At 63.6% G+C, this 24,613-nt stretch carries 24 protein-coding genes; 3 read left to right on the forward strand and 21 right to left on the reverse strand.

The features are described from left to right. The 7 genes from AB1451_06900 to AB1451_06930 all read right to left on the reverse strand — a co-directional run bounded on the left by AB1451_06900 (position 1) and on the right by AB1451_06930 (position 5,238). On the reverse strand, positions 1 to 813 hold the full coding sequence (locus tag AB1451_06900; protein ID MEW6682636.1) for a PD-(D/E)XK nuclease family protein: 813 nt from the start codon (positions 811 to 813) through the stop codon (positions 1 to 3). Then, positions 797 to 2,842, reverse strand: a complete 2,046-nt coding sequence (locus AB1451_06905; GenBank protein ID MEW6682637.1) for a UvrD-helicase domain-containing protein — start codon at positions 2,840 to 2,842, stop codon at positions 797 to 799. The genes AB1451_06900 and AB1451_06905 overlap by 17 nt, the downstream gene beginning before the upstream one ends. Continuing rightward, positions 2,839 to 3,351, reverse strand: coding sequence for a DNA repair protein RadC (radC, locus tag AB1451_06910; protein MEW6682638.1), 513 nt, complete (start codon positions 3,349 to 3,351; stop codon positions 2,839 to 2,841). The genes AB1451_06905 and radC overlap by 4 nt, the downstream gene beginning before the upstream one ends. 218 nt (positions 3,352 to 3,569) lie before the next feature. Beyond that, the gene (locus AB1451_06915) at positions 3,570 to 3,974 is read right to left on the reverse strand and encodes a single-stranded DNA-binding protein (GenBank protein ID MEW6682639.1); all 405 of its coding nucleotides are present in this window, start codon (positions 3,972 to 3,974) and stop codon (positions 3,570 to 3,572) included. A gap of 29 nt (positions 3,975 to 4,003) precedes the next feature. Continuing rightward, the gene (locus AB1451_06920) at positions 4,004 to 4,360 is read right to left on the reverse strand and encodes a DUF488 family protein (protein MEW6682640.1); all 357 of its coding nucleotides are present in this window, start codon (positions 4,358 to 4,360) and stop codon (positions 4,004 to 4,006) included. A 61-nt stretch (positions 4,361 to 4,421) separates the two neighbouring features. Next, complete coding sequence (locus tag AB1451_06925) at positions 4,422 to 4,649, reverse strand: hypothetical protein (GenBank protein ID MEW6682641.1); 228 nt, start codon at positions 4,647 to 4,649, stop codon at positions 4,422 to 4,424. A gap of 283 nt (positions 4,650 to 4,932) precedes the next feature. Next, complete coding sequence (locus tag AB1451_06930; GenBank protein ID MEW6682642.1) at positions 4,933 to 5,238, reverse strand: hypothetical protein; 306 nt, start codon at positions 5,236 to 5,238, stop codon at positions 4,933 to 4,935. A gap of 500 nt (positions 5,239 to 5,738) precedes the next feature. Here AB1451_06930 and AB1451_06935 point away from each other — a divergent pair, with 500 nt between their 5' ends. From AB1451_06935 to AB1451_06945, 3 genes are all read left to right on the forward strand, one after another. Beyond that, positions 5,739 to 6,290 (forward strand): hypothetical protein, encoded by a 552-nt coding sequence (locus AB1451_06935; protein MEW6682643.1) that lies wholly within the window; start codon positions 5,739 to 5,741, stop codon positions 6,288 to 6,290. 83 nt (positions 6,291 to 6,373) lie between these two features. Then, entirely contained in the window at positions 6,374 to 7,369 is a 996-nt protein-coding gene (locus tag AB1451_06940; GenBank protein ID MEW6682644.1) for a ParM/StbA family protein, read from the forward strand. Positions 7,370 to 7,655: 286 nt separating this feature from the next. After that, positions 7,656 to 8,006, forward strand: coding sequence for a hypothetical protein (locus AB1451_06945; protein ID MEW6682645.1), 351 nt, complete (start codon positions 7,656 to 7,658; stop codon positions 8,004 to 8,006). On the opposite strand, the gene AB1451_06950 is transcribed toward AB1451_06945, so the two are convergent. The 14 genes from AB1451_06950 to AB1451_07015 all read right to left on the reverse strand — a co-directional run bounded on the left by AB1451_06950 (position 8,003) and on the right by AB1451_07015 (position 24,607). Then, entirely contained in the window at positions 8,003 to 10,972 is a 2,970-nt protein-coding gene (locus AB1451_06950; protein ID MEW6682646.1) for a conjugal transfer protein TraG N-terminal domain-containing protein, read from the reverse strand. The two genes, AB1451_06945 and AB1451_06950, sit on opposite strands and share 4 nt — an antisense overlap. Continuing rightward, positions 10,973 to 12,322: a conjugal transfer protein TraH gene (locus AB1451_06955; protein ID MEW6682647.1), complete on the reverse strand. Its 1,350-nt coding sequence runs from the start codon at positions 12,320 to 12,322 to the stop codon at positions 10,973 to 10,975. Then, positions 12,228 to 13,079 (reverse strand): conjugal transfer protein TraF, encoded by an 852-nt coding sequence (locus AB1451_06960; protein MEW6682648.1) that lies wholly within the window; start codon positions 13,077 to 13,079, stop codon positions 12,228 to 12,230. Before AB1451_06960 ends, AB1451_06955 begins: the two co-directional genes overlap by 95 nt. Further along, on the reverse strand, positions 13,076 to 14,956 hold the full coding sequence (gene traN, locus AB1451_06965) for a conjugal transfer protein TraN (GenBank protein ID MEW6682649.1): 1,881 nt from the start codon (positions 14,954 to 14,956) through the stop codon (positions 13,076 to 13,078). The genes AB1451_06960 and traN overlap by 4 nt, the downstream gene beginning before the upstream one ends. Before the next feature lie 6 nt (positions 14,957 to 14,962). After that, on the reverse strand, positions 14,963 to 15,439 hold the full coding sequence (trbC, locus tag AB1451_06970) for a type-F conjugative transfer system pilin assembly protein TrbC (protein MEW6682650.1): 477 nt from the start codon (positions 15,437 to 15,439) through the stop codon (positions 14,963 to 14,965). After that, the gene (locus AB1451_06975) at positions 15,420 to 16,421 is read right to left on the reverse strand and encodes a TraU family protein (protein MEW6682651.1); all 1,002 of its coding nucleotides are present in this window, start codon (positions 16,419 to 16,421) and stop codon (positions 15,420 to 15,422) included. The genes trbC and AB1451_06975 overlap by 20 nt, the downstream gene beginning before the upstream one ends. A gap of 302 nt (positions 16,422 to 16,723) precedes the next feature. Then, positions 16,724 to 17,566, reverse strand: a complete 843-nt coding sequence (locus AB1451_06980; GenBank protein MEW6682652.1) for a metal ABC transporter permease — start codon at positions 17,564 to 17,566, stop codon at positions 16,724 to 16,726. Beyond that, positions 17,563 to 18,342 carry a metal ABC transporter ATP-binding protein gene (locus AB1451_06985; GenBank protein ID MEW6682653.1) on the reverse strand — a complete coding sequence of 260 codons (780 nt, stop codon included), beginning with the start codon at positions 18,340 to 18,342 and terminating at the stop codon, positions 17,563 to 17,565. Before AB1451_06985 ends, AB1451_06980 begins: the two co-directional genes overlap by 4 nt. A 22-nt stretch (positions 18,343 to 18,364) precedes the next feature. After that, on the reverse strand, positions 18,365 to 19,324 hold the full coding sequence (locus AB1451_06990) for a metal ABC transporter substrate-binding protein (GenBank protein MEW6682654.1): 960 nt from the start codon (positions 19,322 to 19,324) through the stop codon (positions 18,365 to 18,367). Positions 19,325 to 19,359: 35 nt separating this feature from the next. Beyond that, entirely contained in the window at positions 19,360 to 20,550 is a 1,191-nt protein-coding gene (locus AB1451_06995) for a hypothetical protein (GenBank protein ID MEW6682655.1), read from the reverse strand. A gap of 91 nt (positions 20,551 to 20,641) precedes the next feature. Then, a complete protein-coding gene (locus AB1451_07000) occupies positions 20,642 to 21,049 on the reverse strand; it encodes a hypothetical protein (protein ID MEW6682656.1) in 408 nt (135 codons plus the stop codon). A gap of 221 nt (positions 21,050 to 21,270) precedes the next feature. Further along, positions 21,271 to 21,912, reverse strand: coding sequence for a hypothetical protein (locus AB1451_07005; protein ID MEW6682657.1), 642 nt, complete (start codon positions 21,910 to 21,912; stop codon positions 21,271 to 21,273). A 62-nt stretch (positions 21,913 to 21,974) separates the two neighbouring features. After that, on the reverse strand, positions 21,975 to 23,888 hold the full coding sequence (locus tag AB1451_07010; protein MEW6682658.1) for a cation-translocating P-type ATPase: 1,914 nt from the start codon (positions 23,886 to 23,888) through the stop codon (positions 21,975 to 21,977). Positions 23,889 to 23,932: 44 nt separating this feature from the next. After that, the gene (locus AB1451_07015; protein MEW6682659.1) at positions 23,933 to 24,607 is read right to left on the reverse strand and encodes a tetratricopeptide repeat protein; all 675 of its coding nucleotides are present in this window, start codon (positions 24,605 to 24,607) and stop codon (positions 23,933 to 23,935) included. Positions 24,608 to 24,613: the final 6 nt, after the last annotated feature.

Below are 24,613 nucleotides of genomic sequence, written 5' to 3' on the forward strand. Positions count from 1 at the left end.
CTAGACGATGACCTCTTCGTCCGTGATCTCCTCCGTCAACACCAAGTCCTTGGGGATCGCGGCCTCGTCACCCAGGCACAGCGGCCGATAGTCGCACCCGCCCCACTGTCCGCAGGAGGAGGTCTTCTTGGGAAACCGCCCCCGGACAATGTCCGACGCCACGAGGGCGAGCTTGTCGCGATACTCGGCGACCTCCTCGGGCCTGCGCGTGGCGAAGTGCCACTCGATCCGCGGTTCCTTGAGCTTGAGCAGTACGCAGAAGGCCACGCGGTCCACCGGCAAGTGGTTGGCCTCCAGCAGCCACCAGTACGCGGTGAGCTGCTCGTTGAGCCGGACTTCTTCGGGGTCGTACGAGGCCTGGGCGGTCTTGAAGTCCACCAAGGTGCGCAGGCCGTCGACCCGGGCGTACAGGTCGGGGTAGCCGATGAACGTCACGCCAGCGAGTTCGGCTGAGAGGTGCCGTTGCACGCACTCGGGCCGGACCTCGGAGAAGCGGGGTCGCTCTTCTTTCATGAAGCGCTCGAGTAATGCGCCGCCGATGTCGCGGAGCGCCTCCCACGTGTGCCGCTTGCCCCACGCCACCGGGGCGCCCCTGAGCGCCTCCCAGGCCCCGCTAAACACGGCGAGAGGATCGGCGTCTTGCTGGAACAGCGCCGACAGCGCCCGATCAATGGCGCCCCCGAAGAGCAGCGACGGACGCTTGGCGATCGGCCGCCAGCCCTCGACGTAGTAATAGCGATACGCGCGCGGGCAGAAGTCGTGGCGCGTGACCTTGCTGTGGGAAAGCCTCATCGCCTCAGCGACCATCTGCATGTCGTGACCTTCCCGCCAAGAGGCCATGAGGTCGGGGACCTGGTTTCGCCCAGACCACCGACCCGTCTTCAGTCCCACATCGCGATCGTCCCGGACGAATGTCCTCCAGAAACGACGACGGCGGGTGGCTGATGTCCCGCCCCTGGAGCAGGCGCCGGCGGCACCACGAGAGCACCAGCCGTGATCGGGCGCGGGTGATGGCCACGTAGAGCAGCCGCCGCTCCTCCTCGATCGTCTCGCGGCAACGCGCGTGCGGGAGGATGCCCTCTTCCAGGCCGAGGACAAAGACCGAATGAAACTCGAGGCCCTTGGCCGCGTGGATCGTCATCAGCCGCACGCCGTCGGCCGGGCTCCCGTCCGCGCCCTGCCCCAGGCCCGCCTGCGCGAGAAACTCCCCCAGTACATCGTCCGAGCCTTGCTCGTCGCGCGCCGCGATCGTCTGCAACTGCTCGATGTGCGTGAGCCGCCGGCTGCCGTCGGGAAATGCCTTGAGCAGGTGAGCTTCGTAGCCCAATCGCGTGAGTACCGCGGCGATGAGCGCCGGGACCGAGCGGGCTTCCTCGCGGAGCGCCTCGATCTGGAACCGTAACGCCCGCAACGGGCGACAGGACTGGCTCAGGCTTTGGAGCACGTCCGGGAGCGACCGCGCAGGGTCGGCCTTCAAACGCTCTTCGATCTGCGCCAGCGCCTTCTTCCCGATCCCCCGCGGCGGCACGTTGGCGATGCGCAGGAAGCTCACCAGGTCGTGGGGGTTATGGATCCAGCGTAAGTAGGCCAACACGTCCTTGATCTCCCGCCGGTCCCAGAAGGCCAGACCGTCCACCAGGTGGTAGGGAATCAGCGCCCGCGCCAGCTCACGCTCGATCGGCCGGAAGAGCGACGCCACCCGGCACAGAATCGCGATCTCACCGAGGGGCACGCCCTGCGCCCGGGCCTGCTGGATCTGCTCGACGATCCACCCCGCCTCCACATCCTCCCAGGAAAACCCGACGACACGCACGGGCTCGCCGCAAACATTCGCCGTGCGGATGGTTTTCGGCTGGCGCTGCCTATTGGCGACGATCGCGCGGCGCGCCGCCTCGATAATCGCGCCGGTGGAGCGGTAGTTCTCCTCCATGCGGAGGATCTGGCTGCCCGAATAACGCTGCTCGAAGGTGAGGAGGCCGCTCGCGTCAGCGTGCCGGAAGGCATAGATCGCTTGATCGTCATCCCCCACCGCGCACAGGTTGTAGCCGGGCGCGGCCAGCAGCCGGAGCAAGCGTTCCTGCAAGGGGCAGGAGTCCTGGTACTCGTCAACCAGGAGGTGCTGGTAGCGGCTCCGCACGCGCGCTAAGACCGGCGGGTGCTGCTCCAGCACGCGGACGGTGGCGAAGAGCAGGTCCGCGAAGTCCAGGGCGTCGCACCGCGCGAGCATCTGCTCGTAGCGCGCATACGCCCGCTGCAGCAGATCCACGTACTCGCGCTGGACCTCGCCGCAATCCAGCGCCCCGGCAAGGTCTCCCTCCGGAGCCACGCCGAGGTGTTTGAGGCGATCGAGGTCGGCCCGCAGCGAGGGCTCGTAGCCCTCGGCCTCCAAGTCCTTGGCCACGCGCCGCACTACCTCGCTCGCGTCGTCGCCATCGTAGATGGTGAAGCGGTTGCTGCGCGGGATGAACGCGTGGTGCATGCGCAGCAGCCGCACGCAGAGGGCATGGAACGTGGCAACCGTCATGCCCCCGAGTTGGCCGCCCAACAGGTGCGCGATCCGGTCCCGCATGTTCGCCGCGGCTTTGTTGGTGAACGTCAGGCACAGGATGCGCGAGGCCGGCACGCCTCGGACCGCGACGAGATAGGCCGCCCGGTGGGTGATCGCGCGGGTCTTGCCCGAACCGGCCACCGCCAGGACCAAGACCGGCCCCTCTCCGTGCTGGACCACCTCGCGCTGCTCGGCATTGAGGCCCGCCAGGAGGGTCTCCGCGCGAATCGGCTCCGCAGGTGCGTTGGGCAACTCCAGCCACGGCAGCGTGACCTGCATCGTCTTGGCGCTCACAGGCATCCTCCATTCGCTGGAATCAGGTGGTGATCCGCGAAGCTGAAGAAGCGCTCGTCGCCCACGATCACATGGTCGAGCACGGTGATGCCCAGGAGCCGGCCGGCCTTGACCAATCGCTCAGTCAGCTCGCGATCCTCACGGCTGGGCTCGGTGTCGCCGCTGGGGTGGTTGTGCGCTAATATGACGGCCGCAGCGTTCGAGAGCACCGCGGGTTTGAAGACCTCCCGGGCATGGACGAGCGCCGCGGTCAGCGAACCGATCGCGACCACGTTGAGCGCGTTGACGCGGTGCTTGCCGTCCAGCAGCAGGAGGACGAAGTATTCGCGGTCGGCGCCGGCCAGATAGGTCTGGACGAGCTTGGCCGCGTCCGAGGACTGGCTGATCGCGTTGGACCCGTAGGGAAACTTCCCCTCCCGCACCATCTGGATGCGGACCACCGTGATCGCGCGTCGCCCTGGTCGAAGGAGTGGTTGATCTCGGCAAGACGCTCCGTCGGCATCGCACACTGGCGCTCCCTCCTTGCTTGGCTGATCGGTGGGTCAGGGGCGGCGCCCCTGTCACGCAGGATTCGAAGTCGTTTTTCGGATTAGGAGGGAAGGAACCGTCCCCACGTCAGGAGACGAGGACGACGACCATGGACACGACACGGCCTCTCGTCCAGTGTTCTGGGACAAGAGGCCGCTGATCAGGGATCGAAGAAACGGATGCGGGATGCGGTTCCAGTTTAGAACGGAATATCGGCCTCCCCCGGATCCGGGCTGTCTTGGCCCGCCGTCTGTCCAGGGCCATGGCCGTTCGCCTTCCCCAGATAGATAATCCGCTGCGCCACCACGTACAACCGCTGGCGCTTCTCCCCGGTCTCCTTGTCGTTCCACTCGTCCTGCCGCAGTTCGCCGTCGATCAGAACCTGCCGGCCCTTGTGCAGGTACTGGCCTGCGTGCTCGGCGTGCTTGCCGAAGGCCCGGACCGCCACAAAGGTGACGGCCTCGACGATCTCCTCGGTCTCGGCCTTGCGGTACTTGCGATTGATGGCCACGGAGAAACCGGCCACGGCCGCCCCCCCTGGGGTGGCGCGCACTTCCGGGTCCTGAGTCAGTCGGCCCAACATCGTGATTCGACAGTAGTCCATGACAGATCCTCCCTGTGTGCCTGTGTGAGTTATTGAATGTCCAGCAACACCTGAACGCCCTGTTCGCCCGCAATGCGTGCCAGCAATGCCGCCAGCAAACGGCGATGGCATCGGGCTGGTAACGCCTCGTAGCAAACCAGGGTGACCTCGGGACGACGGAGCAACGTCAGGAAGAGATCCGGCGAGCGTTGAGCGAGCGTTTCCATCTCCACGCGGTACCGGCGCTCATACCCATCCCACGAGACCCGTCCCGCCTTGTACGCCGCGAGCAGCCCCTCGGATGGCGCGAACACCCGCCCGTTCTCGAACACTCGCAACGAGCCCCATCGATACGTCGCCAGGTCGCCGGGGCGCGCCTGATGGATCGAACGCGTGCGAATCACCATGGGGGCTCCTCCTGCTGGTGGGGAATCAGAAGGCGGACGCCTTCTCCACGGCATCTCGCGTTCATTTTTCTGGGGCCGCGGGGTCGGGCATATCGTCGAGCGCCACGAACGCGCGCTCGCCCCCGCGGGCGCGCGTTGGCCCATACCGTGCTTCCATCCGGGCAATGACCATCTCCAGAAATTCCACGAACGTCATCTCGAACGCGTACCTCTGGTACAGATCGCCTAACCGATCGACGAGCTCATCGCTGACGCACACGGTTCGGTCTCGGGACCCTCGATCCTCCATGACAGCCTCCTCTCCGCGACCCAACTGACGTCGCCGTCATCCCAACGGATCCGAAACTCGTTCTCGATGACCGGGCCATCGATCCCCAACCGACCGGACAAGACGGTGCCGGTCCGTCCCTGCCCGTCGTGAACGTGATCGCCACGTCGGAACGTCACCGTTCTCAAGCACCGATCCATCGCCAGTAACGCCGCTGCTGCGTTCATGCGCGTCCTCCTCCAGTGAGGGGATTCCAAGGGCACCGTGCCCTTGGTCACGATCGTCTCCACTCCTTTTTCGCCCCTCAGTACCGCTCGATCTCCGCGAACTCGTGGTGCGGATCGGTCGCGATGCGGATTTCGCGGTCCAATTCGGCCTTGGCCTCGGCAAACAGGTCCTGCCAAATGGCTCGCCGCACGGTCCGCGAGACCTGTGCACAGGCCTGCTGCACTTGGTTCCGGTACGTCACCACCTCCGGGCCACCGGAGCGGGATCGCTCGGTGATCCCGAAATGCAACTCGAGCCGGTCCGGCTGCGAGTGGTCCACAATCACGGCCCGGGCATCGATTCCCTCCACCTCGAACGCACGCTCATAGATCACGGTCGCCATCGGTTTCACCTCCTTTCGCTCGTCCCTCGTCGTAGGACGTCACAACCCTCGCGTCCCGACCACGCGCGATTCGTTTTTCGCGGCGCAAAGCAACGGCCGCCAGTCACGTCCCAGCACGGCCGAGGCCTGCGGGATGCCTTCCCCTTCCGGGGAGGGCTGGAGGGGCCGGGGGCTCGCTCCACCCCGCAGGGGCCAATTCATTTTTCGGGGTTTTGGTTTTCCCACGCGTTGACGGTAGCCCACCGCGGACGTGTTGCGATGCGGAAGGTCCGCCAGATGGACGAGAGATGTGGCGGCAATGCGACGAGATCGCGTGCCAGCGTTTCGGTACCGTGGAACGCAGCAAAACGGTGGTTGGCCCTGGCAGACCAGAGGGCCTAAAGCGCTGGGGAGATTGGGCAGGAAGCTGGCACGGCAAATGGCAGGCCCGACGACTCGGTTGGCCCTTATGGTTCAGGGGGGGCGACGGGCAAAAACCTGGCACGACGAAGGATCAGACGATGGGCAAGTCGAGGCTCCCAAAGGACATCGCAGAATTCCTTCGAGCTCGGGGATTGGCGCGGCAACGTGTCTACGTCCCGGCAGAGGATCGGCACAGCCTGGTGAGCGAGCACGTCCCCCGCCTGTTGCTGGAAATCGAAGCGGATTACGAACGCCGGGGCGTGACGTTCTCGACAGAGGCATCGCCCCAGAAGATGTTCTCCAGGGTGTTCGGGAAGAGCCTGGTCGCGCACAAGTTCAATCTGAAGGTGCGGACCGCGGCGCGGGTGGCGTCAGCCGCGTGGCGAGCGTGGCGGGAGTGGTTTACGCGGCAGGAACGCCCTCGATTGGACCAGCTCCGCACGCTGGCTCAGGAGACCGGACGCGAGTACCAGTCCCTGTATTTCAGCTACATCGAGATCCGCGGAGAACTGCGGAGCGGAAAGGCGGTCGTCGTTGAGTTCTACGCGCGGTTCCATTCGATCCCGGCCACGGCCATCGAGCGCATGATCGAAATCGCGGGAGCTTCGATCACGAGTTGTCCATGGCGGGTTTCAGGAAACATTTCATGAAAGTGGCGCGATAGAGGGGAATCGGACCCGCTAATTCAGGAAACATTTCATGAAAAATGCGTGGGGAGGCCATCATGCGCTACGTGGGACTCGATGTGGGCTTCGGTTACACCAAAGCAATGCCGGTTCATGCAGGTCAGGGTGATGAATCGAGCACGCTGGTCTTTCCATCCGTTGTCAGCCCGGCCGTTGACCTGGCGTTTCGGTCAGGCCTCGACACTCAGTCAGGCAGCCTCGATCATCTGGCAGTCACGTTCGAAGGTGCTTCCTACTTTGTAGGGACGCTTGCACGGCGCCAAGGGCAGTTCGCGCGCGCGACGCTCGATCGGGTCCGAACGCAGAGTCAGGAATATCGCGTGCTGTTTCTGACCGCGCTCGCATTGCTGGCCGAGTCGTCGATCGAGGAGTACGCGGTGGTGACCGGCCTGCCGGTCGACGATTTCGACGACCGCACAGTGATCGAGGACACGCTCTCAGGACGTTTCGCGATTACGGTGGGCGACCGAATGCTGGGTCTTGCCGTTCGGCATCTGACCGTCGTCCCCCAGCCCTATGGCGCGCTCATGGACCTGATCTTCAAAGACACGCTGGGGAATGTCGATGAGCGGTACGCCAACGCGCGGGTAGGCGTCGTGGATATCGGCTTCAAAACCACGGATTTCGTCCTGATGCACCAAGGCGAGTTCGTACAGAAGGGCTCCGGCAGCCTGAAAACTGCGATAAGTGCGGTCTACCAGGCCGCGATCCCGACATTCACCAGCCGGTACCCGGGGAACTGGGACGCCCTGGGTATCGAAACGGCCCTTCGCGATGGCGCGATCCATGTGCTGGGCAAGCGATTTGAACTCGATGCGGCGCTACTCGACGCGGAACTCACAGGCCTCACCGGAGAGATCGTCTCTTGGATTCATGCACGCTGGAGCAGTGAACCAATCGAATATCTAATCGGCAGTGGCGGTGGCAGCCTTTTGCTGAAACCGCTCCTGCTCAAGGCCTTCCCGCAGATGGTGTTCGTCAGCGATCCCCAGCTCGCTAACGTCCGCGGGTACCACAAAGCCGCGTGGTTCTATCATGGCTAAACGGATGTCCTTTCAGCTCTATCTCAATCCGCGGAATGCGCGTGACCAGCACATCATCACATGGCTTGACACCATCCCGCGTTATCAGCGCTCACCGCGTATCAAGGACATCCTGTCGCGTCACATCCAGGGTGGCGTCCTGGAGAACAACGAAACCGGTCGCGCTCGAAGCCGTTCCGATGCCAGTCGGGTCGCGTCAAAGTTACTGGGCTCGCTCCCGAAGCTCCCGAAGCGGCATTGATTTCGTTGCCCAATAGACCGTACGCTGTACGGCGGGTGCTAAGAGATGGGTAAGTTGGTTACCGCGTCCTCTATTGCTCCGTCTCGGCGGGCACTCCGTCGTCGTGCGGGGAAGCTCGCAGCCACTTTCGGTCTGCTTATCGTTGCTGTATGGATTGTCGGCTGGCTGCTTCATCAGGACCTTCTCGCTGGCCTGCTCGTAGTCGCGGCGATTGTCGTGGGTTGGCTCCTTATTGTGACAATCACCAAACTACTGACACTCGAGCGCCCAACCCAGGAGGCGTGGGCTCGCTTTGTCGACTGGGACGAGGAGCGCGAGCGGAATCCCTGTATTCCAGGAACAAAGGCCTACTGGAACTACGGTCAGGAACTCCTCGATCGGGACCGCAACGATTAGCGTTCGACTCGATCGAGTGCCTTCAGCCGCGACTCCGGATAGAAGTTGGGGTGCGGTGTCGCATCCTCGAAAAGGCGTTCTCTGCTCTTGTTGACCCGTGTGTCCTGCTCATTGCGAAACGGATTGAGATCTCTGATCCCTTCCGCAGTAGTCTCTGCCAGGCTGGCTGTGCCTCGTTGAAATTCCTGTACGCGTCCTACGAGTTGCCCACCGTGTTGCCCCACCGAATCCTGGGCCTGCTCCGCGTTTTTCTCACCCGCATCCACACGCGCCATCGTGCTCGCTGCCTGATGCTCTGCCTGCGTCTGGACGTCCCGCGCCTGTTGCCTCGTCGATGCGCCCGCTGAGGCCACGCCGCTCCTGGTGTGATCCTGCCCTTGGCTGACGGTGCCTTCCGTCCGACCCGCCGCATCGCGAACTGCACCGCGATCAGTATCGATCGTTCGGCTGATCTCGTCCTGAAAGCCCTTTATCCCGAATAGTTGTTCCGTCGGACGGCTTTGGTCAAACCAGCTTTGCGCCCACTGTGCGACACTGCGGTCCCCGATGGCAGTACGGTCAGCCGAATTGGAGATCATCGCGTCTCCGATCTTCGTCGCGACGTAGGACTCGCTCTTGCCTGTCTCGCGGCTAATGTGACGCACCAGCGCAGCGGTCTGGTCCTGATTAAGCGTCACGGACTTGCCTTCGCTCTCTCTCATTTGAATGGAGAGTGATGCGAGCTGGGAGACTAGGTCGCGTAGCCCCTGACTGCGCTGGCTTTCCTGCCCCGAGCTGGCACTCACGCCGAACCGGCTCCCGGTTGTCGCGGCATGGCCGTGGCGACCCTGAGAACTCGTTCGCGCCTGTTCGTTCACGGCGTAGGCGTCACGCGCTTCTTGGTCCGTGACCGCCGAATACACGTGTTCGAAAGCCTGCTGCTCCTTGGCGGTGACGCCAACATCCTCATGTTGGTTCTTGATGCCAGTGGCGGAGGCTGATGCCCCTACATTGAATCCCACACCTCGGCCTCCCAAACCGGAAGGACCCGAGAGGCTTCCACCGCCCTTGAGGTCCACTGCTTTCGCGAGAAGCGCCCGCTCGGCAATGGTTCGCGCCTGGTCGGCTGAGAAGCCGAACTTCTCCGATAACTGATTGGCCGCCCGGTCCACGGCCGCCACCGTCCGCTGCGCCTCCGCCGATCGCCCGGTCTCGGCCGTGCGCCCGACGCTGTGCTCGCTTTGAGCCGCGGTGTGGCGCTCCGCCTGCTGCGTCAGCGCCGAATGAAACTGCGCCGACTCGACTTGAAATGCCTCCTGCGCTCGCTGATACGTGTCCTGGTACGCGTGCCGGAGTTCCTGGCTCGACTGGCGTCCGGCCTGCACAGTGAGCGCCCCACCTAAGCTGCTCACCGCGAGCTGGGTTGCGCCGCCAGACGGCGTTACGTATCCATAGCGGGCTGGCGCGTGGCCGCCATCGACCACAGTCCCATATTCACGGAACGTGATGCCGGTCGTCGATTCTGCTGCCGGATTGAACTTGTTCGCCAACAGATTCGAAAGACTCACGTTCCCCGTACTGAGATTGCCCATCCCAGCCGAGGCTGCTGCGGCCCCGGCCGCAGACTGAGCCGATCCTGTGACGGACCCGACCGCCTGGGACAAACCCGCGAACGTTCCCGACGCGAGCGCCCACGCGATGACCGGCACAGCAAGCGACAGGGCACCGGCGATCGCCAGGCCATCCGCGGTCAATACTTCGAGCGTCCGGTACGTCGCGAGCGTGATGCCCGCAGACGTGTAGGCAGCCAACATTCTCTCGGCCTGCACCGCGGTCAACAGGTTCAGGATCGCGAAGAGCGGCCCCCAACACTGCAGCCACAGAAACCCGATCCCATACGTCTTGAGGACCATCGGGCCTAGCGGGGTGAAGAGGAGGAGCATCAAGAGCGGGAACAGGCCGTACAGCAGACCCTCCACCGCGCTGCGCAGCACCGGCAACAGCCGTTGGGCGAGTTGCCCCATCGTGAACAATGCGGATCGTTGCTGGTACTGGGCCTGGGCCAGCGTGAGCCCCACGAGATACGCGTCAGATCCGGTCAGCTTCGCTTGAAGCTGAATCGCCTCGTCGAAGCTATGAATCATGGCCGACTGAAAGAGAATGGCCTGGGGCGTCGCGGCCACATTCATCAGGCTCTGATACGACGTCGTCATGACCGAGTCCACCGCGGCCGGCTGTAAGCCCCTGGCACCGGCCAGGGCCTGGACGAACCGCCCCCACCAGCCGGTATAGACCGCGTTGAGCCCCGCGGTCAGTCGGCTGTAGCCCTCCGCGCACGTCACGACCTCCGGCGTGCCCTGGATCTCCGTCCCATCGCCGGCAATGTGCGTCTCGGTAAAGCGGCTCGGATGATCGGAAGCAAACGCCGCCAGGAGATCAGGGCTGGTCAGCACCGCGTTGACCGCCTTGGTGCCGTCGAGCAGGTCGTACAGCACGCAGTCGCGAATGTACCGCGACGCGCTGCCCGCCACGTAGGGCTCTGGAATCTGTTCCAGCAGGCCCGCCCGCACCACATGAAGCGAAGTTGCATAGCCTGCTGTTCTGAATTCGATATCGCCCGGCAGCGAAAAGGCCTGCTCCATGAGCCGGGTGAGGGCGTCACCAAGGGCCGACGACAGATGACCGACGTAACCGAGCAGAGCGGGGACACCCGTGACGACCTGGGTATCGGCCGGCCGCAGGTGGTCGATCACGGACACGTCGACCTTGGGCACGAAGAACCCCAGATACGCCAACGCAAACCAGAGCAACCAAGAGAGCTGAAACCGGAACGAGAACACAATCCAGCCGATGAAGATGATCAGGCCGAGCACGGCCATGGCCTTGATCAGCGTGAGATAGGCACTCCCGCCGAGGAGCAGCTTGATCGCGATCAGGATCGTGACGAGAAACTCACCGCCGCCATAGGTGTGAATTTCGTAGACCATTTAGGGTCCTGGCGTACGGCTGAATTGGTAAGCGGCTTCGAGTCCGTGCGCTGAGAGATTGCGCATCATGGCGCGTTCCACCCGTTCGAGCATCTCGACCTCCACGCGAATCGAGTCCATCACGAAGCGCGTCCGTTGCACGCGCGTCCGGATGTCATCCTGCACTTCGGCGATTTGCCCCTCGATCGCCTCCTGCACCGCGCTCTCGACCTTCGCGACCGACAGCGCGCGCCGGGCCTGTCGCGCCGCCGTGTCCACCCAGTGCTGGGCCATGAGCAGGGCCAGTGGCTCGGCCCACTGCGCCAGGTAGCTGTCCGCCACCGCGGGCGTCAGCGTCGATAGCGCGTTGACCATCCGGTAGAGCGGCAAGGGAGCTGCCGAGACCAGGTCGATGTCGGCCGCATTCAACGTCTGTTTGGTCCGGACCCGGTCCAGGATCCCTTCCAAGCGCTGGCGAACCAGTTCCGTCAGACCCGTGGCGGTGGGTTCGGAAACGGTCGCTTGCGCGAGGCAGTCGACCGTGCAGTCGTAGCGCGTGATGTTCCCGCCATCGACGAGCTGGTCGAAGGAAACGATCGGCGGCCACGTGACGACCTGATCATTCACCGCGACGACGGTACCCAGTGCCGAGAGGATTAACTCCCGCGAGGGCTCATCCACGCCATTGAGGTTGCTCAGCGCCTCCCAGAGGTAGTTGCGATCCCGCCTGCCCTGGGCCTGATCCTCGGCATCGCCCACCACGCCGGTGCTCGGGTCGGCGGCGCACGCCTGCCGGGCCGCGCTGTAGTCCGGGCTGGCCCCCGAGGCCGTGCGCGCGCCGGTGCATCGGCCGATCTGGGAGGAGCGGATCTTCTCCGGCAGACCCGTGGCATCCACCAGCGCTCGGCCCGCCTGGCACGACGAGAGATTGAGGTTGTTGATCCGCTCGGTCACATTCTCGAAGTGTTTGATGATCCCGGAAATCTGCGGCGAGATCGCCTCCAGGGCGAGCTGGAAGGCATAGCCCAGCGATGCACTGCCGATCGCTCTGAGCTTGGCGATGAGTTGGTCGGTATTGATATACGAGAACGCGCCCAGATAGAGATCGATCCCTTCGCAACCGGCCCGCACTTTCGGCAGATTGATCGAGGCGAGATCCAGCGACGCTTGCGGAAACCGCAGCGACATACCGCCACCCGTGAGATAGCCGCGGGTCTGGCCCTCGTACGCCCCCGGCGTCGTTGTGGCGGTCATCACGCCGAGCGAATCCGCCAATTCATTCAGTTGCTGCTGCAGATCGGCCCAAGCTGGCGTGCTCCACAGAAGCCCCCAAAGTACCCCGACCATCGTCCATTGCAGCCAGCGTGTCATCGATGTCCTCTTCATTCATCTCCTCATTGGCTTCGCTCAGTCGAACAATTCTCCGACTCAGTTCTTCCATGGTCAGAAGACCGGTCCCCACGCGCAGCACGTCGGACGGCGGCCGGGCCAGGAAGACCGCCGGGACCTGCGTCACACCGAGCTTCTCCGCCGCCCCATCATCCACCTTCGCCTGCTCGAACACCGGATCCGGCGCACCGTCCAGACTGACCGCGATCACTCGGAATCCGTACGCCGCGGCGAATGCGGCAAGGATCGGCGACTGGACCTCGCAGAGCGGGCAGTGGCGGGAGAAGAAATAGAACAGCCCCGCCGTCCTGGCGAGATCCGAGAGCGCGGCGTCTTGCCGCCGGACCCGATCCGCTTGGACTGGGGACAGCGCGGCCGCGGTGACCGGCTCGGTCACGGTGGGGTCCAGCTCCGGGTGCTGCCACAGCACACGCTGCCACACCCGCGCGAACTGCTCCGACCGCTGAGTGAGCTGCTGCTGGAACGCCATGTAGGCCACGACCCTGGCCTCGGTCGGCTCCTCGATCGCCCGAGCGAGCAACTCCTCAGCGCGTTCACGCATCGCTTTCACGGTCGGAGGTAACGGTGTCTGAGCTGGCTTTTTGGGTGGCGGAACTGAGCGATGCTCCAGATACCAGAACCACCCGTCGCGGCTCCGATCGAAGAACACGCCAGACTGGGCGCTGGCCAGCTGGGCCATGGCGATCAACACCACGATTCCGAGTACCACGGATCTCATGGCAGGTGCGTCTGGAAGAACTGGTCTAAATCTTGTTGGACCTGCGTGTTGCTGATGCTGCCTGATGCCGGCGGCACGCTGGTGGGATCGGGTACGAGCGCTGGAGAACCCTGGGCCTGGCTGCTCAACTGCGCGGGATCCGGCGGATTGGCCACGATCGTGGACGAGTACTCGCTGAAGTCGATGGCCTGGAAGTTGATCCGCTGCAGTTCCTCGGGTGTGAACCCGCGGCAATCCGGACTCTGGGCGCTCCCCCACCCGATCGCAAGCTGCGGCCGTCCTTGCTCCTGGATGATCCGCGTGAGCTTCGAGGAGAAGCAGCAGAAGCTAGTCGTGTGCTCCACGCACACGCTGCCGAAGAGCAAGTTGACGTCGCGGCTGCAGTACGTGCCGATCTGCACGCACTGCCCGTTTTGCCGATGGGTCTGCAGCAACTCTTCGTTGGCGTTGCATCCCAGCAAGGCGGTGTCCAGCGCGCAACAGTCGCGCGTGATCCCGCTCCCGAGCGTTCGCCGGCAGCTTTCCCCGGTCCCGGCGAAGATGACGAGCGGATCGGCGGTGTGATCGTCCTCGATCGCGTTGAGGCTCGCGATGTGGCTCGTCGCCAGTGCCATGTCCGTGCTAGGGACGGAGGTCGTGTCCGCGCAGTCGGTCGGGTCCAGACACCGGATGCCAGTTGGACTGTCCGGGCAGATCACCTGCACGCTTTCCTGCGCGCACCCCTCCTGGATCGTCTGAGTCGCGCAGGCATAATTCTCTTGTTGCGCCAGGCACTGGCTGTAGGCGTTGGTCAGCGAGCAGGCGTTGGATTGGAGCGTGCAACCCTGGCTCCGGTAGGTCGCGCAGCCGTCGATCACCTGGCTGGTGTCGGCGCAGACGTATGAGCGCGTGCAGTCGGTCGCGGCGCATTGCTCGTTGACCTGAGTGCAGCGGTCGTTCATGTAGCTGCCGCACGCGGCCTGGACCGTCGCGGGATCGAGGGGCGGAGGCGTGGTGCTGATCGTGGCCGTATACGAGACGCGGACGGACTGTGCCCCGCTCGGAGGGCACGAAGCAAGGTTCACCGTCTGCCCGACGCCCGACACACACACGTTGCTGGTGCCGCTGCAACCGCCGCCCACTGCGGAGAAACACACCTGCATCCCAATGGATGGCACCGGCAGCGTCATCGTGCCGAGTGTGTGCCAGTCATCAGCCCCGCGGCCCGATCCAGGCCCACCGCAGTTCCAGTGCGGCGACCCGCTGGGAGAGGTGTCCAGAACCTGGACGTCCACCGTGGTCGCGTCGGGCTGAAACACCCGCCCATAGAGATAATGATCGGTGCAGACCGCCGAGTTCCCGCTTCCCGACACGATGCCCGGCTGAGGAAGCGGATACGTACACTGACCGGCAGTCTCCGCGTACTCGATCGAGCACGTCACCGGCTGCGTCGTGCTCACGACCTGGCTCGTCGGCTGCGTGCACACCCGTTGCGTGATGCAACCTTGTGTGCCGCTCGCGGCTTGCTGGCTGCCGGTGATCAACGGATCATCTGCTGCGATCACCGACCGGGAACGAAGGTTGTACGACTGGCCGAGGAACAGGCCGCCTTCGGTCGTGGACAGCGCGCCCTGACCTTGGAGGTCGAGCTGGCTCGGGTTATCGAGGTAGAAGCTTCCCTGCGCGGCCGCGTCGGACTGGCTTTGCGGCGTGATCCCGGGGATCGTCTGGTTCTGGATCGCGCTATCGATCAGCCCGCTTGCGGCGTCCTGGCCTTGCGGCTGGGCTTGACCGAAGGCCTGGCCCTCTTGGATCGCCTCGTCAAACGTTGTGCTCTGCGCCCAGGCCGGAAGCGGGAGGCATAACAACGCGATCGTGGCGATCCATCTCACGATCATGGTGCGTCACCGCTCATAGAATCCCTGCCGGAGCTTGGCAAGTAACCGATCGACCGACGGCGTCTCGCGGGCCAGGTGTTCCAGCGCCGAGGCCAGCGGGACGTCGCCGGTCACAATCGCGTGTCGAGGCGGCAACCCGCAGATCTCACATGAGGGATCGACGCCTTCGGCGTACACAAGGGTCGGAACCGCGGTGATGCCGTACAGCGTGAAGAGACGCGGCTCAATGAGGACTTCGGTCTGGTGATTCCCCAGTAGCCGCTTGAGGCGGCCGAGCGACATCTTGGCCGATCCTTCGGGTAGTCCGCGCAACACAGCGACGAGCCCGACCTTCTCCCCGTCCGCCAGCGCGGCCTTGAGGCTCGCCTCCGGCATCGAGAACGACCAGAAGTAATAGAGCCGGTCCGCGGCCAGCGCGGAAGACGGCCCGATGAAGACTGAAGCCCAGAGCGCGAGCCCCACCTTACAGAACGCAGCAGTCACGCTTCCTCCACACCACGTACACGAAGTCCTCCCCCGCGACCGGAAACGACGCCCCCACGCCCCAGGCGATGTCACTGCGGCCAAGGGGAAATACGCGCCCCCGCTTGGGGTACGCAAGCTGCAGCTTGTACTGGCTCTTGCGCATGATCGGCATGGGGTACTTCCGGCAAAGCCCATCAACCCCGACCGTTCCCCAGAGCAAGCCCTCGCGATGCAGCTTGAACAACATCCGGCTTGCGATCAGGGCCGAGGCCTGCTGCGGACTCGCATTCCCCGCCGAGAGCGCGCCGTTGAGCGGGTACACCCCACCCCAGCACCCCTCGCACCAGAAGAGGCCGTCCAGCGGAAAGCCCGCCGTGGCCGCGGCGCAGTCGGCCGCACACGCGGCGATCGAGGCGGGATTGGCGAAGAGAAACGTCTCGGGCGTGAGCAGAGCCGCAAGCTCCGGCACGTTCCAGAGCGGATCCAATTCGGTGACGTACGCGAGATCGAACGCTGTATTCTCCAGGCAGCCGAAATCGAGCACGAGTTCTAGGAGCGCAAACAACGGGTACGTGTAGTAATGCACCTGATAGAACGCGTGGTGCTCGTCGGTCGCCTGCGTGCCGGAGTTAGTGCCGAAGCCCTGGATCGTAGGCGAGAGATCCATGCCGCCGAGCGAGGGGAAGCAGTACGGATCGCGCACGACCTCGATCAAGCGAACTGGCTCCCAGAAGGACACGGGAATGCCGGGGAGCACGTTGAGCGGAGGAGGACGGTCGGAGCAGAAACAAATCGGCGACGTGCCGACCGTCTCGGTGTCCTCGGCATCGAAACTCGCGACCGTGATGCCGCCGATCTTGATCGGAAAGACGCCCATCCAGTCGACATCGGTCACGGGGTTGAAGACGCGGCCGGGGCAGGCCTGCGCGCTACCCGCATCGGCCATGAGTAGAAAGCTGATCGCCGCCCCTGCCAACAGCCAGACGGTGCCCCTTCCCATACGGTGCCTCCCCTGTTTTGGAGGCAAGCCTACGCTTCAGCGGACCTCCACCGAGGCACCGGATACGGTCAAGGAGTCGCTGATTCTGGCGACTTAGAACAGGGCGTTTAGGTGGCGAAGTGGGGAAAAGACGGGTGAGCGTTCTCAGGGGGCAAGCCAGTCGTCATGCCGCAGCCATCGCGCCGATACGTCAGAGAGAGCCACTACACAATCGGCTCACTCGCAAGGCCGTCGCAAGAAACTCCTGGTCTGTGGATGAACACTGTGATGGCTGTATAGCCAAACATGTGGATTTCGCTCTTTCATCCGCTGCGCCTCCTCGCTAGCACGCCGGGTAGGAGAAACGCGGACGCGACGGCGATCATGGCCGGACCGGTCGGGAGCCTCCATTGAAATGAGGCATAGAATCCGACCAGTGCGGCGGCCACCCCGATGGCCACCGACAGCACGAAGGTTTGCGCGAGGCGCCGGGTCATCAGCAGCGCCGCAGCGGACGGAATGACCATAAACGCGAAGACCGGCAACGCGCCCACCGAGCTGATCGTCACCGCGATCGTTAGCCCGATGGAGGCGAACAGCGCCTGGTTGAGCGCCATCGTGCGCATTCCTGACGCCTTCGCTGTCTCCAGGTCGAACGCAGTAAAGACAAACTCCTTATACAACAGCGCGTGTAAACCCAGGACCGAAGCGGCCACGAGCGCCAACACCAACACCTGGGCCGTCGAGACAAACACCGCGTTCCCGAACAGCAGATTCTCGATGTCGTGCGTCGCGCCTCCGACGTAGTCCAGCAGCAGCAAGGCGATGCCCGCGGGTACGATATAGGCCACGCCCAGCAAACTTTCGCGCGTAAGGCGACGCTCGGCGTGCTGGAACGCCAGGACGGCGGCCAGTCCGCAGCTCGCAGCCACCGCGGCCACGATCGGCCACACCGAACCGACGTGGTCGGGCCCGACACCGCCGATCACCACTCCCAGGAACATCGCGCCCGCAATCCCCAAGGAAGCCGTCTGTGACAGGGCGGCGGTCACGAACACCACGCGCTTCAACACCACATACACGCCGAGGAACGAGCAGACCAACGCCGTGATCACACACGCCGCCAGACCGTTCTGGAGGATCGGCAACGCCTCCCAAATACTCACCCGCGCCCCCCGGTATTGTCGTGCCGACCGTGGCCATGCACGAAGACGTGCGTGCGGCCGTGGATGCTGTGGACGTGGACGTTCTGGCGATAGATCCTCCCCAGGGTCTCGTCGCGCATGATCTCCGACACCGCACCGGTCATCACCTGTTCCTCGTGAACCACGATCAATGATTCGGCATAGTTGCCGATCAAGTTCAAATCGTGAGTAATCATCAGTACGGTGCGCCCCGACCGCTGATGCAGATCGAGAATCAATTGCATCATTTCCAGCTCACCCGAGAGGTCCATCCCAGTCGTGGGTTCGTCGAATACCAGAACATCGGGCTCGAACGTGAGGGCTCGAGCGATCAGCGCGCGCTGCTTTTGGCCGCCCGAGAGAAGGCGAAACGGCCGGTCGGTGAGGTGGTCGACCGCGACTTGGCGCATATACTCGACGGCCAAGTCGCGGTCAGCCTGTTGCACTCGCCGCCCGATCCCGATCCTGGGAAACCGCCCCATCAGCACCACGTCCAGGACGGTCAGCGGGAAGATATCGTCCAGATTGTTGCGCTGGGGCACGTAGCCGAAACGGAGCCCCGGCGGACGATCGAGCCGCCCATCAACGGGCGGCAGGATGCCGGCCAGCGTCTTCACCAGGGTGGTCTTGCCCGACCCGTTGGGCCCGACGATGCCCCAGAACGAGCCCGCAGCGATCTTCAGCGATATGTCCGTGAGGATGGCTCGGCCGTGATAGCCGATCGCCAGACGTTCGGCTTGGATCTGCGCCGGTCTCAACCCATTCTCCGCTGACGTCCGCTCACCGCCCCGCCTGGGAGTCGCCGAGCGCTTTCGTGAGATCTGCGTAGATCACGTCGAAGAGCCCGATGTAGTCTTTCGCGCCAAACCGCTCGTCCACCGTGGATGGCAACGACACAAAGCGTGCGCCGGTCTGCTGCGCAATCTCCTTCGAGATCTTCTGGGGCTGCCACGGCGACACCAAAACCACGGGAATGTGCTTGTCCCTCATTTTTTTGACCAGGACAGCGACCTCACCCGCGCTGGGGGGAATGGTCTCCCGCGGTTCGATGTAGGCAAACAGGTCCAGGCCGTGGCGCTTGGCCAAATAGATCCAGTCGCGGTGATAACTCACGATCTTGACGCCCTTGTATGGGGCCATCATGCGATCCCACTCCCCGATCTTCGCCTTGAGCCGTGAGACGAACCCCTCGTAGTTGGCCCCGTACACGTCGGCGTGGTCTGGGTCCATCGCGACCAGTTTGTCGTAGATGTTTTTCGCCACAACCAAGCCGTTTTCCGGGTCCAGCCAGTAGTGGTGATTCCCCGTTTTGGTCGGATCGCCTACGATCAAGTTGAGGGAAAAGAATGGTGTCGCTTGGAGTTCGTCCTTCGAGTACGGAAGGAACGTGATCCCCTGCGAGGGATCCAGGTACCCCTCGGTTCCTTCAAGAATCCTGGGATTCCGGCTGCTGCTGAGCGCGATCGGTAGCCACGCCATCTCCATGTTCTGGCCGTTGACAATCAATAGATCGGCCTTATTCAGGTGGATAGCAAACGACGGTTTGGGATCCACTGCATGGGGGTTCTGGACACCCGTCGTGAGGCTCACGACCTCGATGTATTCGCCGCCGATCGACTTGGCGATCGAGGCATCCTGCGGAAAGGAGGTGACGATCCTGAGGGCTGCGGAGGCGGACACCGGCGTTGAGGCCATAAGCCAGACCGCCGCGGCTGTTGCAATGATCCGAGATGACAGCATGGAGGTTCTCCTTCGTTGGGCGTCGACCGAAAAGGTTACCACAGCGTGTAGAACTTCCCGACACCGGGGGTCACAGTGCCTCCTCCCACATTGAGTTGGAGGATGACCACGTTGGATCCTGGGGCGGTGTCGGCCGACGGAATGTGATCGAATTGGAGATTGACGCGGGACACCGGGTTGAAGAAATAGCGGATCCCCGTCGAGTAGCGCGTGCGCGTGACATCGCCGAGCGTGGCGTCCGCGGGGTCCACGTCACCCGTGACGGCATCGAACCGAGCGCCAAGCGCCCAGTTGTAGGTCACACGATAGTCGACTTCGGAATAAAGTCCCTTCAGGGTCTCGTTCGGTAGCCCAAGGCGCGTCAGTTCCTTCGTGTCATGGAATAGCTCGGTCGTCCAGCGGACGTACGGACTGAACGGGGCGGGTTTGTACTTGAATGTAAAATCCAACCCGTAGACCCGGTCCTGATCGTCGTTGCCGGGATCCGAATTGTTCCCACCCTGAGCATATGTCGCGCCCCACTCCCAACTCGACGCATCGGTGAGGTCGAGATAGTGCGTGAGTTTCGTGATCACGAAGGCGTTCGTCGCGTCCGTCTCAGCCGGATCGACCGGGGCGGGTTTGGCCTGAAAGACCCCCAGCGTGTCCCGCCGGCCGACGTCCACGGCGAGCTCCACAAACTGGCCGAGCGGCGGTTGCCAGGTGAGTTCCGCGCCAAGGATCTTGAATCCGTCGTCGCTCGCGAGCACGGTGGTAATCATCGGGGGGTTGGCGAAGATCCACTCGTGGTCATGATATTGGTTGTGTTTGCCGAACTGGGCTCGAAACTGGCCGACCTTCAGTTGGGTCTGATACGGCATCTTGTGGAACAGAAAGAACGCCTCCTCGATCGCGGCCGAGTCTTGCCCGAACGCCAGAAAGAGCGCAAATTTGGCGGGGTACTGGTAGAGGTCCTGCGTGACCGAGACGTCAAAGCTCTTGAGCACCAACCCCTGGCGCAACGCCCCGCCGATGTATGGACGGAGCTGGGGGTAGGCGTTCACGTAGTCGCTGTAGCTGGAATACAACACGTTGCCAGTCCACGACATATCGATCAAGCCATACCGGCTGAGGCTGATCCCTTTGGTGTGGGCGTCGGCGGCCGGCACGCCCAGCACGCTTGCGCCCAGTAGGGCCATCGCGAACGCACACGTTCCTCTCGCGATGGCATGCATCACGCGCTCCATACTCGCTCCTTTGTTCTCGTCGGCCCTGGACCGGCTTCTCTAAGCCGATCGCGCGGCCGGGCTTGCGGTTTAAGGTGTAAAGAACGTTAAGTTAGACGAGCAGGAAAGGCGGGCCTCGCGAGCGCAAAACCTCCGGCTCCGCGGGGTCGGGTGACGCTGGCAATGGGCTTTCCAGCGCCCGAAGCGGCGTTTGGAAAACTTCTCCCTTCTCTGGCGGGAAGAACTTGCCGCTTGCATGGTCGTTGTCGTGGCTGTGAAGGAATCCTTCGCTGGGGAAGGCCGCTGTCCAATACATGCCGGCCAGCGAGTCGAGGTCGCGAGGAACAGCGGTCGGACCGTGGTCGTGCCCATGATCACGGGTGTGGCCGTGGGGCTCGGAATCGCCGCCGCGCAGGTCTCTGTGCGTATGAAATTGCTCCCCATCGGTGTGGGCGTGATTGACGAGGCCGCCATCCCACACCAGGCCGTCAAGCCCGAATGCAAGCAGGACGATCCACAACGCCGCCTGAGCACTTCTTATATGTCCAACTAGTGGTAGCATTTGTTTTAGAAACGTAACACTCCTTAAACCGCGAGGTCAAGCACTTTCTTCCCAACATTTTCTTCCCAACCTATCGGGCAAGAATGAACCATGCGTACGTGGCACCCAACCGTCACGGTAAATCACCCATCGCCAAGGTACGGCACTCCGGGAGCCGATGCCGGTCGTTTGCATCCGAATCATTCCAGCTTCAAAACCGACACGAGCACTACCACTTTCAGTACCGCATCCGCAATGCGTTGGGATAGCTCAACGTGTCCGGCAAGCGGCGCGATCGGGACCGGAATCCGGTGAAACGCCGCCGGGTCTGTCTCTACCTTGAATGAATGCTCCAGGTCTCTCCCGATAAATTGATCGAGAAACTCGTGCCGGATCATTGTGGCCGCCGACCCGTCTTCCACCACAAGATTTTGGACCACTTGATGGCGGAGTGAGAGCACGAGGCGCAAAGGGCCCTGTGGCCCGTCAATCATCTCGACGAACACGAGTCCCGAGTCCCCTGTCATCCGTTTCGGATGGCGGGTGACCGCGTAGTAGTTGATCGTCTCCCCCGCCGATTGAACCGCCTGACGGCCCAGGCGGTCGTTGACCTTCTTGCTTTGCTCCTCGGTCAACCGTTGCTGGCGGAAACGGTATTGACCACCCCAAGGAATAACGAGCCTCGCGTCGGCTTTTGTAATCGTTTGGGGAGCCGTACGAGGGCTAAACACGGCGCATCCCGACGCGATCAGCGCGAAAGAAATGACCAGCGAGATATTCAAGATACGGCGGTCCATCCCCATTCGCTGTTCATGAGGGGAATCGGTGTTGTGCTTGCTCATAGCTGACCTCCGCGTGAGTAGGAATTCCTGTAGGTGTATCTGCCCCGCCTCTCCCCCTCGGTTCACCATCTCGCCACTCGTAATCCGTTCGCCACTGCAAGCAGCTCGCTGGTCTCGTGGATGAACACCGTGACGGCCACACTCAGATAGCCGGCGAGCGCCGTCGGAATCAGCACGGTAAGAAGAACGACCGAGAACACGATGTTCTGCGCGCTGATGCGACGGGCCTTGCGGCCGAGGCGGATCGCCTCCACCACTTTGGTGAGATCGTCGGCCATGAGCGCGACGTCCCCCGCTTCAATGGCGGCATCGCTGCCCGCCGCGCCCATGGCCACGCCGCATGTCGCCGCAGCAAGCGCCGGGGCGTCGTTCACCCCGTCACCCACCATGAGCACTGCGCCGTCCTGTTTATCCAGTTGGCGCACGGCGGCGACCTTGTCCTCGGGCTTCAGGTCGGCGCGTACGTCATCGATACCGAGTCTCCGGGCGACGGCGCTGGCGTTACGGGCGTTGTCGCCGGTGAGCATCACGACGCGCACCCCCTCCGCGTGCAGCGCCGCGATCACGTCGTTCATGCCGGGCCGGATTTGATCCTGGAGGGCGATCGCCCCGAGCAGCCGCCTGCCGTGGCCCACGAGCACCACGGTCTTGCCCTCTTCCTGCAGGCTGGCGATTTGCGCTCGGACCGCTGCGAGGCCCACGCCCAGGCGCTCAAACAGGTCGGGGTTGCCGATGTACCAGATCGTATGGTTGATGGTTCCCTTGGCGCCGGCGCCGGCAAGCGCCTCGAACGCCTCGGCCGCGAGTGGCTCAACGCCCGCTGTCTCCGCGTGGCGGAGGATGGCCTGGGCCAGGGGGTGCTCGGAGCGGCGTTCCAGCCCGGCCGCGGTCGCGAGCAGTTCCGCAGTGGTGCTGCGGACCGGAACTACGTCGGTCACGACCGGCTCGCCGCGCGTGAGCGTCCCGGTCTTGTCAAAGGCCACCACCCGGATCTGGCCGAGGTGCTCGAGGTGGACCCCGCCCTTGATCAGGATGCCACGGCGGCCCGCGGACCCGATCCCGGCCGCCATGGCAACGGGCGTGGACATCACGAGCGCGCAGGGCGCCGCCGCGACCAGCAACACCACGGCGCGCAGCGACCATTCCTGTAACGGCAGGCCCATCACCCAGGGAGCCACCAGCAGCAGCGCGGCGACGGCTAACACGACTGGGCTGTACCGGCGGCCGAAGCGCTCGATCCACTGCTGGGCCCGGCCCTTCTGCTCCTGGGCCTGTTCCACCAAGTGAATGATTTTGCTCAACGTGTTGTCGGCGAACGCGGCCGTGGCCTCGACCTCTAGCGCGCCCTGTTTGTTGATGGAGGCGGCAAACACTGTCATGCCCGGTCTCTTGTCCACCGGAATCGACTCGCCCGTGACGGGCGACTCATCCACGCTGGAGGTGCCCGACCGGACGAGGCCATCCGTAGGGATAGCCTCGCCAGGCCGTACCACAAACAGATCGCCCGGTTTGAGACGCTCGGCCGGGATCGTGATCTCTTGTCCATCGCGCAGCACACGGGCCTCCTTGGGCGCGAGGTCCAGCAGGGCGCGAATCGCGTGGCGCGTGCGAGCGTAGGTGTATTCTTCCGTGCCTTCCGCCGCGCCGTAGAGAAAGACGAGCGCGGCAGCCTCGTCCCACAGGCCCAGGATGCCGGAGCCGACGGTGGCCGCGAGCATCAGCATTTCGATGCCGACCTGCCGTTCTTTGATCAGATCCTCGATCCCTTCGCGCGCCCAGTGCCACGCGCCGAGCGGGATGGCCACCCAGTAGAACACGTTCTCGACGGTATCCGTGATCAACCCGCCATGAGCGAGGAGAAAGCCCGCGCCGGCGATCAGGCCGGCGGCCAGCGCGTTACGCAGCACGGGAAACCGCCACCATGGTCCTTCGAACCCGGCGTGCCCCTCTTTCCCCGTAGCGCCTCGCTCACCCATTGCGACCGAAACCTCCGCGCTCGACTCGTGGTGACACGGCTGTCTCACTTCGCATCGCGGCGCTCGCCTTGCCCCTCCAACCATTTCAGATTGGCCAGGGCCTCGGCATTGGACGGATCGAGTCTGAGCACTTCATTCCATTGGTCCTTCGCTTTTTGAAATTCCTTCTGATCGGCGTACAGGCTTCCCAGGCTGAGGCGCGCCGGCAGGTTGGTCGGATCGAGGCGAAGTGCTTCCTGTAATTCCCGCTCGGCCGGTCCCTGCTCGTTGTTGAGCAGATACGCGAAGCCCAAGTTGAAATGGAAGTCGGCATCGCTCGGCACCAGTCGCACCGCGTGGGTGAAGGCCGCGATCGCTCCTGGGTAATCATGAAAATTCTCACCCAAGGCGATACCCAGGTTGTAATACAGATCCGCCTTCTGGAGCCCGAGCGCGATGGCCTTTTGGTACTCCGAAACTTCTTGAGCGTATTGCTCGATCTGTCCGTAGGCAATGCCCAAGTGGTAGTGAGCCAGCGCAAGGTTCGGGGCCTGTCGGATGATCTGCTGATGCTGCTCGATAGTCTTCTGCCACTCTCCCGCCTCAAGCAGGCGATCCGCCTCCTCGTTACAGATTTCTTGAGCCGGGAGAATCTTGGCGGTCCGGGAAGAGAGGCAACCGATCAAGAGGGCGCAGAGAAGAAGCGTCCCGATTGTCCGTAATCCCTCAGCGGTCCCCATGATGAC

The sequence above is a fragment of the Nitrospirota bacterium genome, assembly GCA_040757335.1.
Lineage (GTDB): Bacteria > Nitrospirota > Nitrospiria > 2-01-FULL-66-17 > 2-01-FULL-66-17 > JBFLXB01.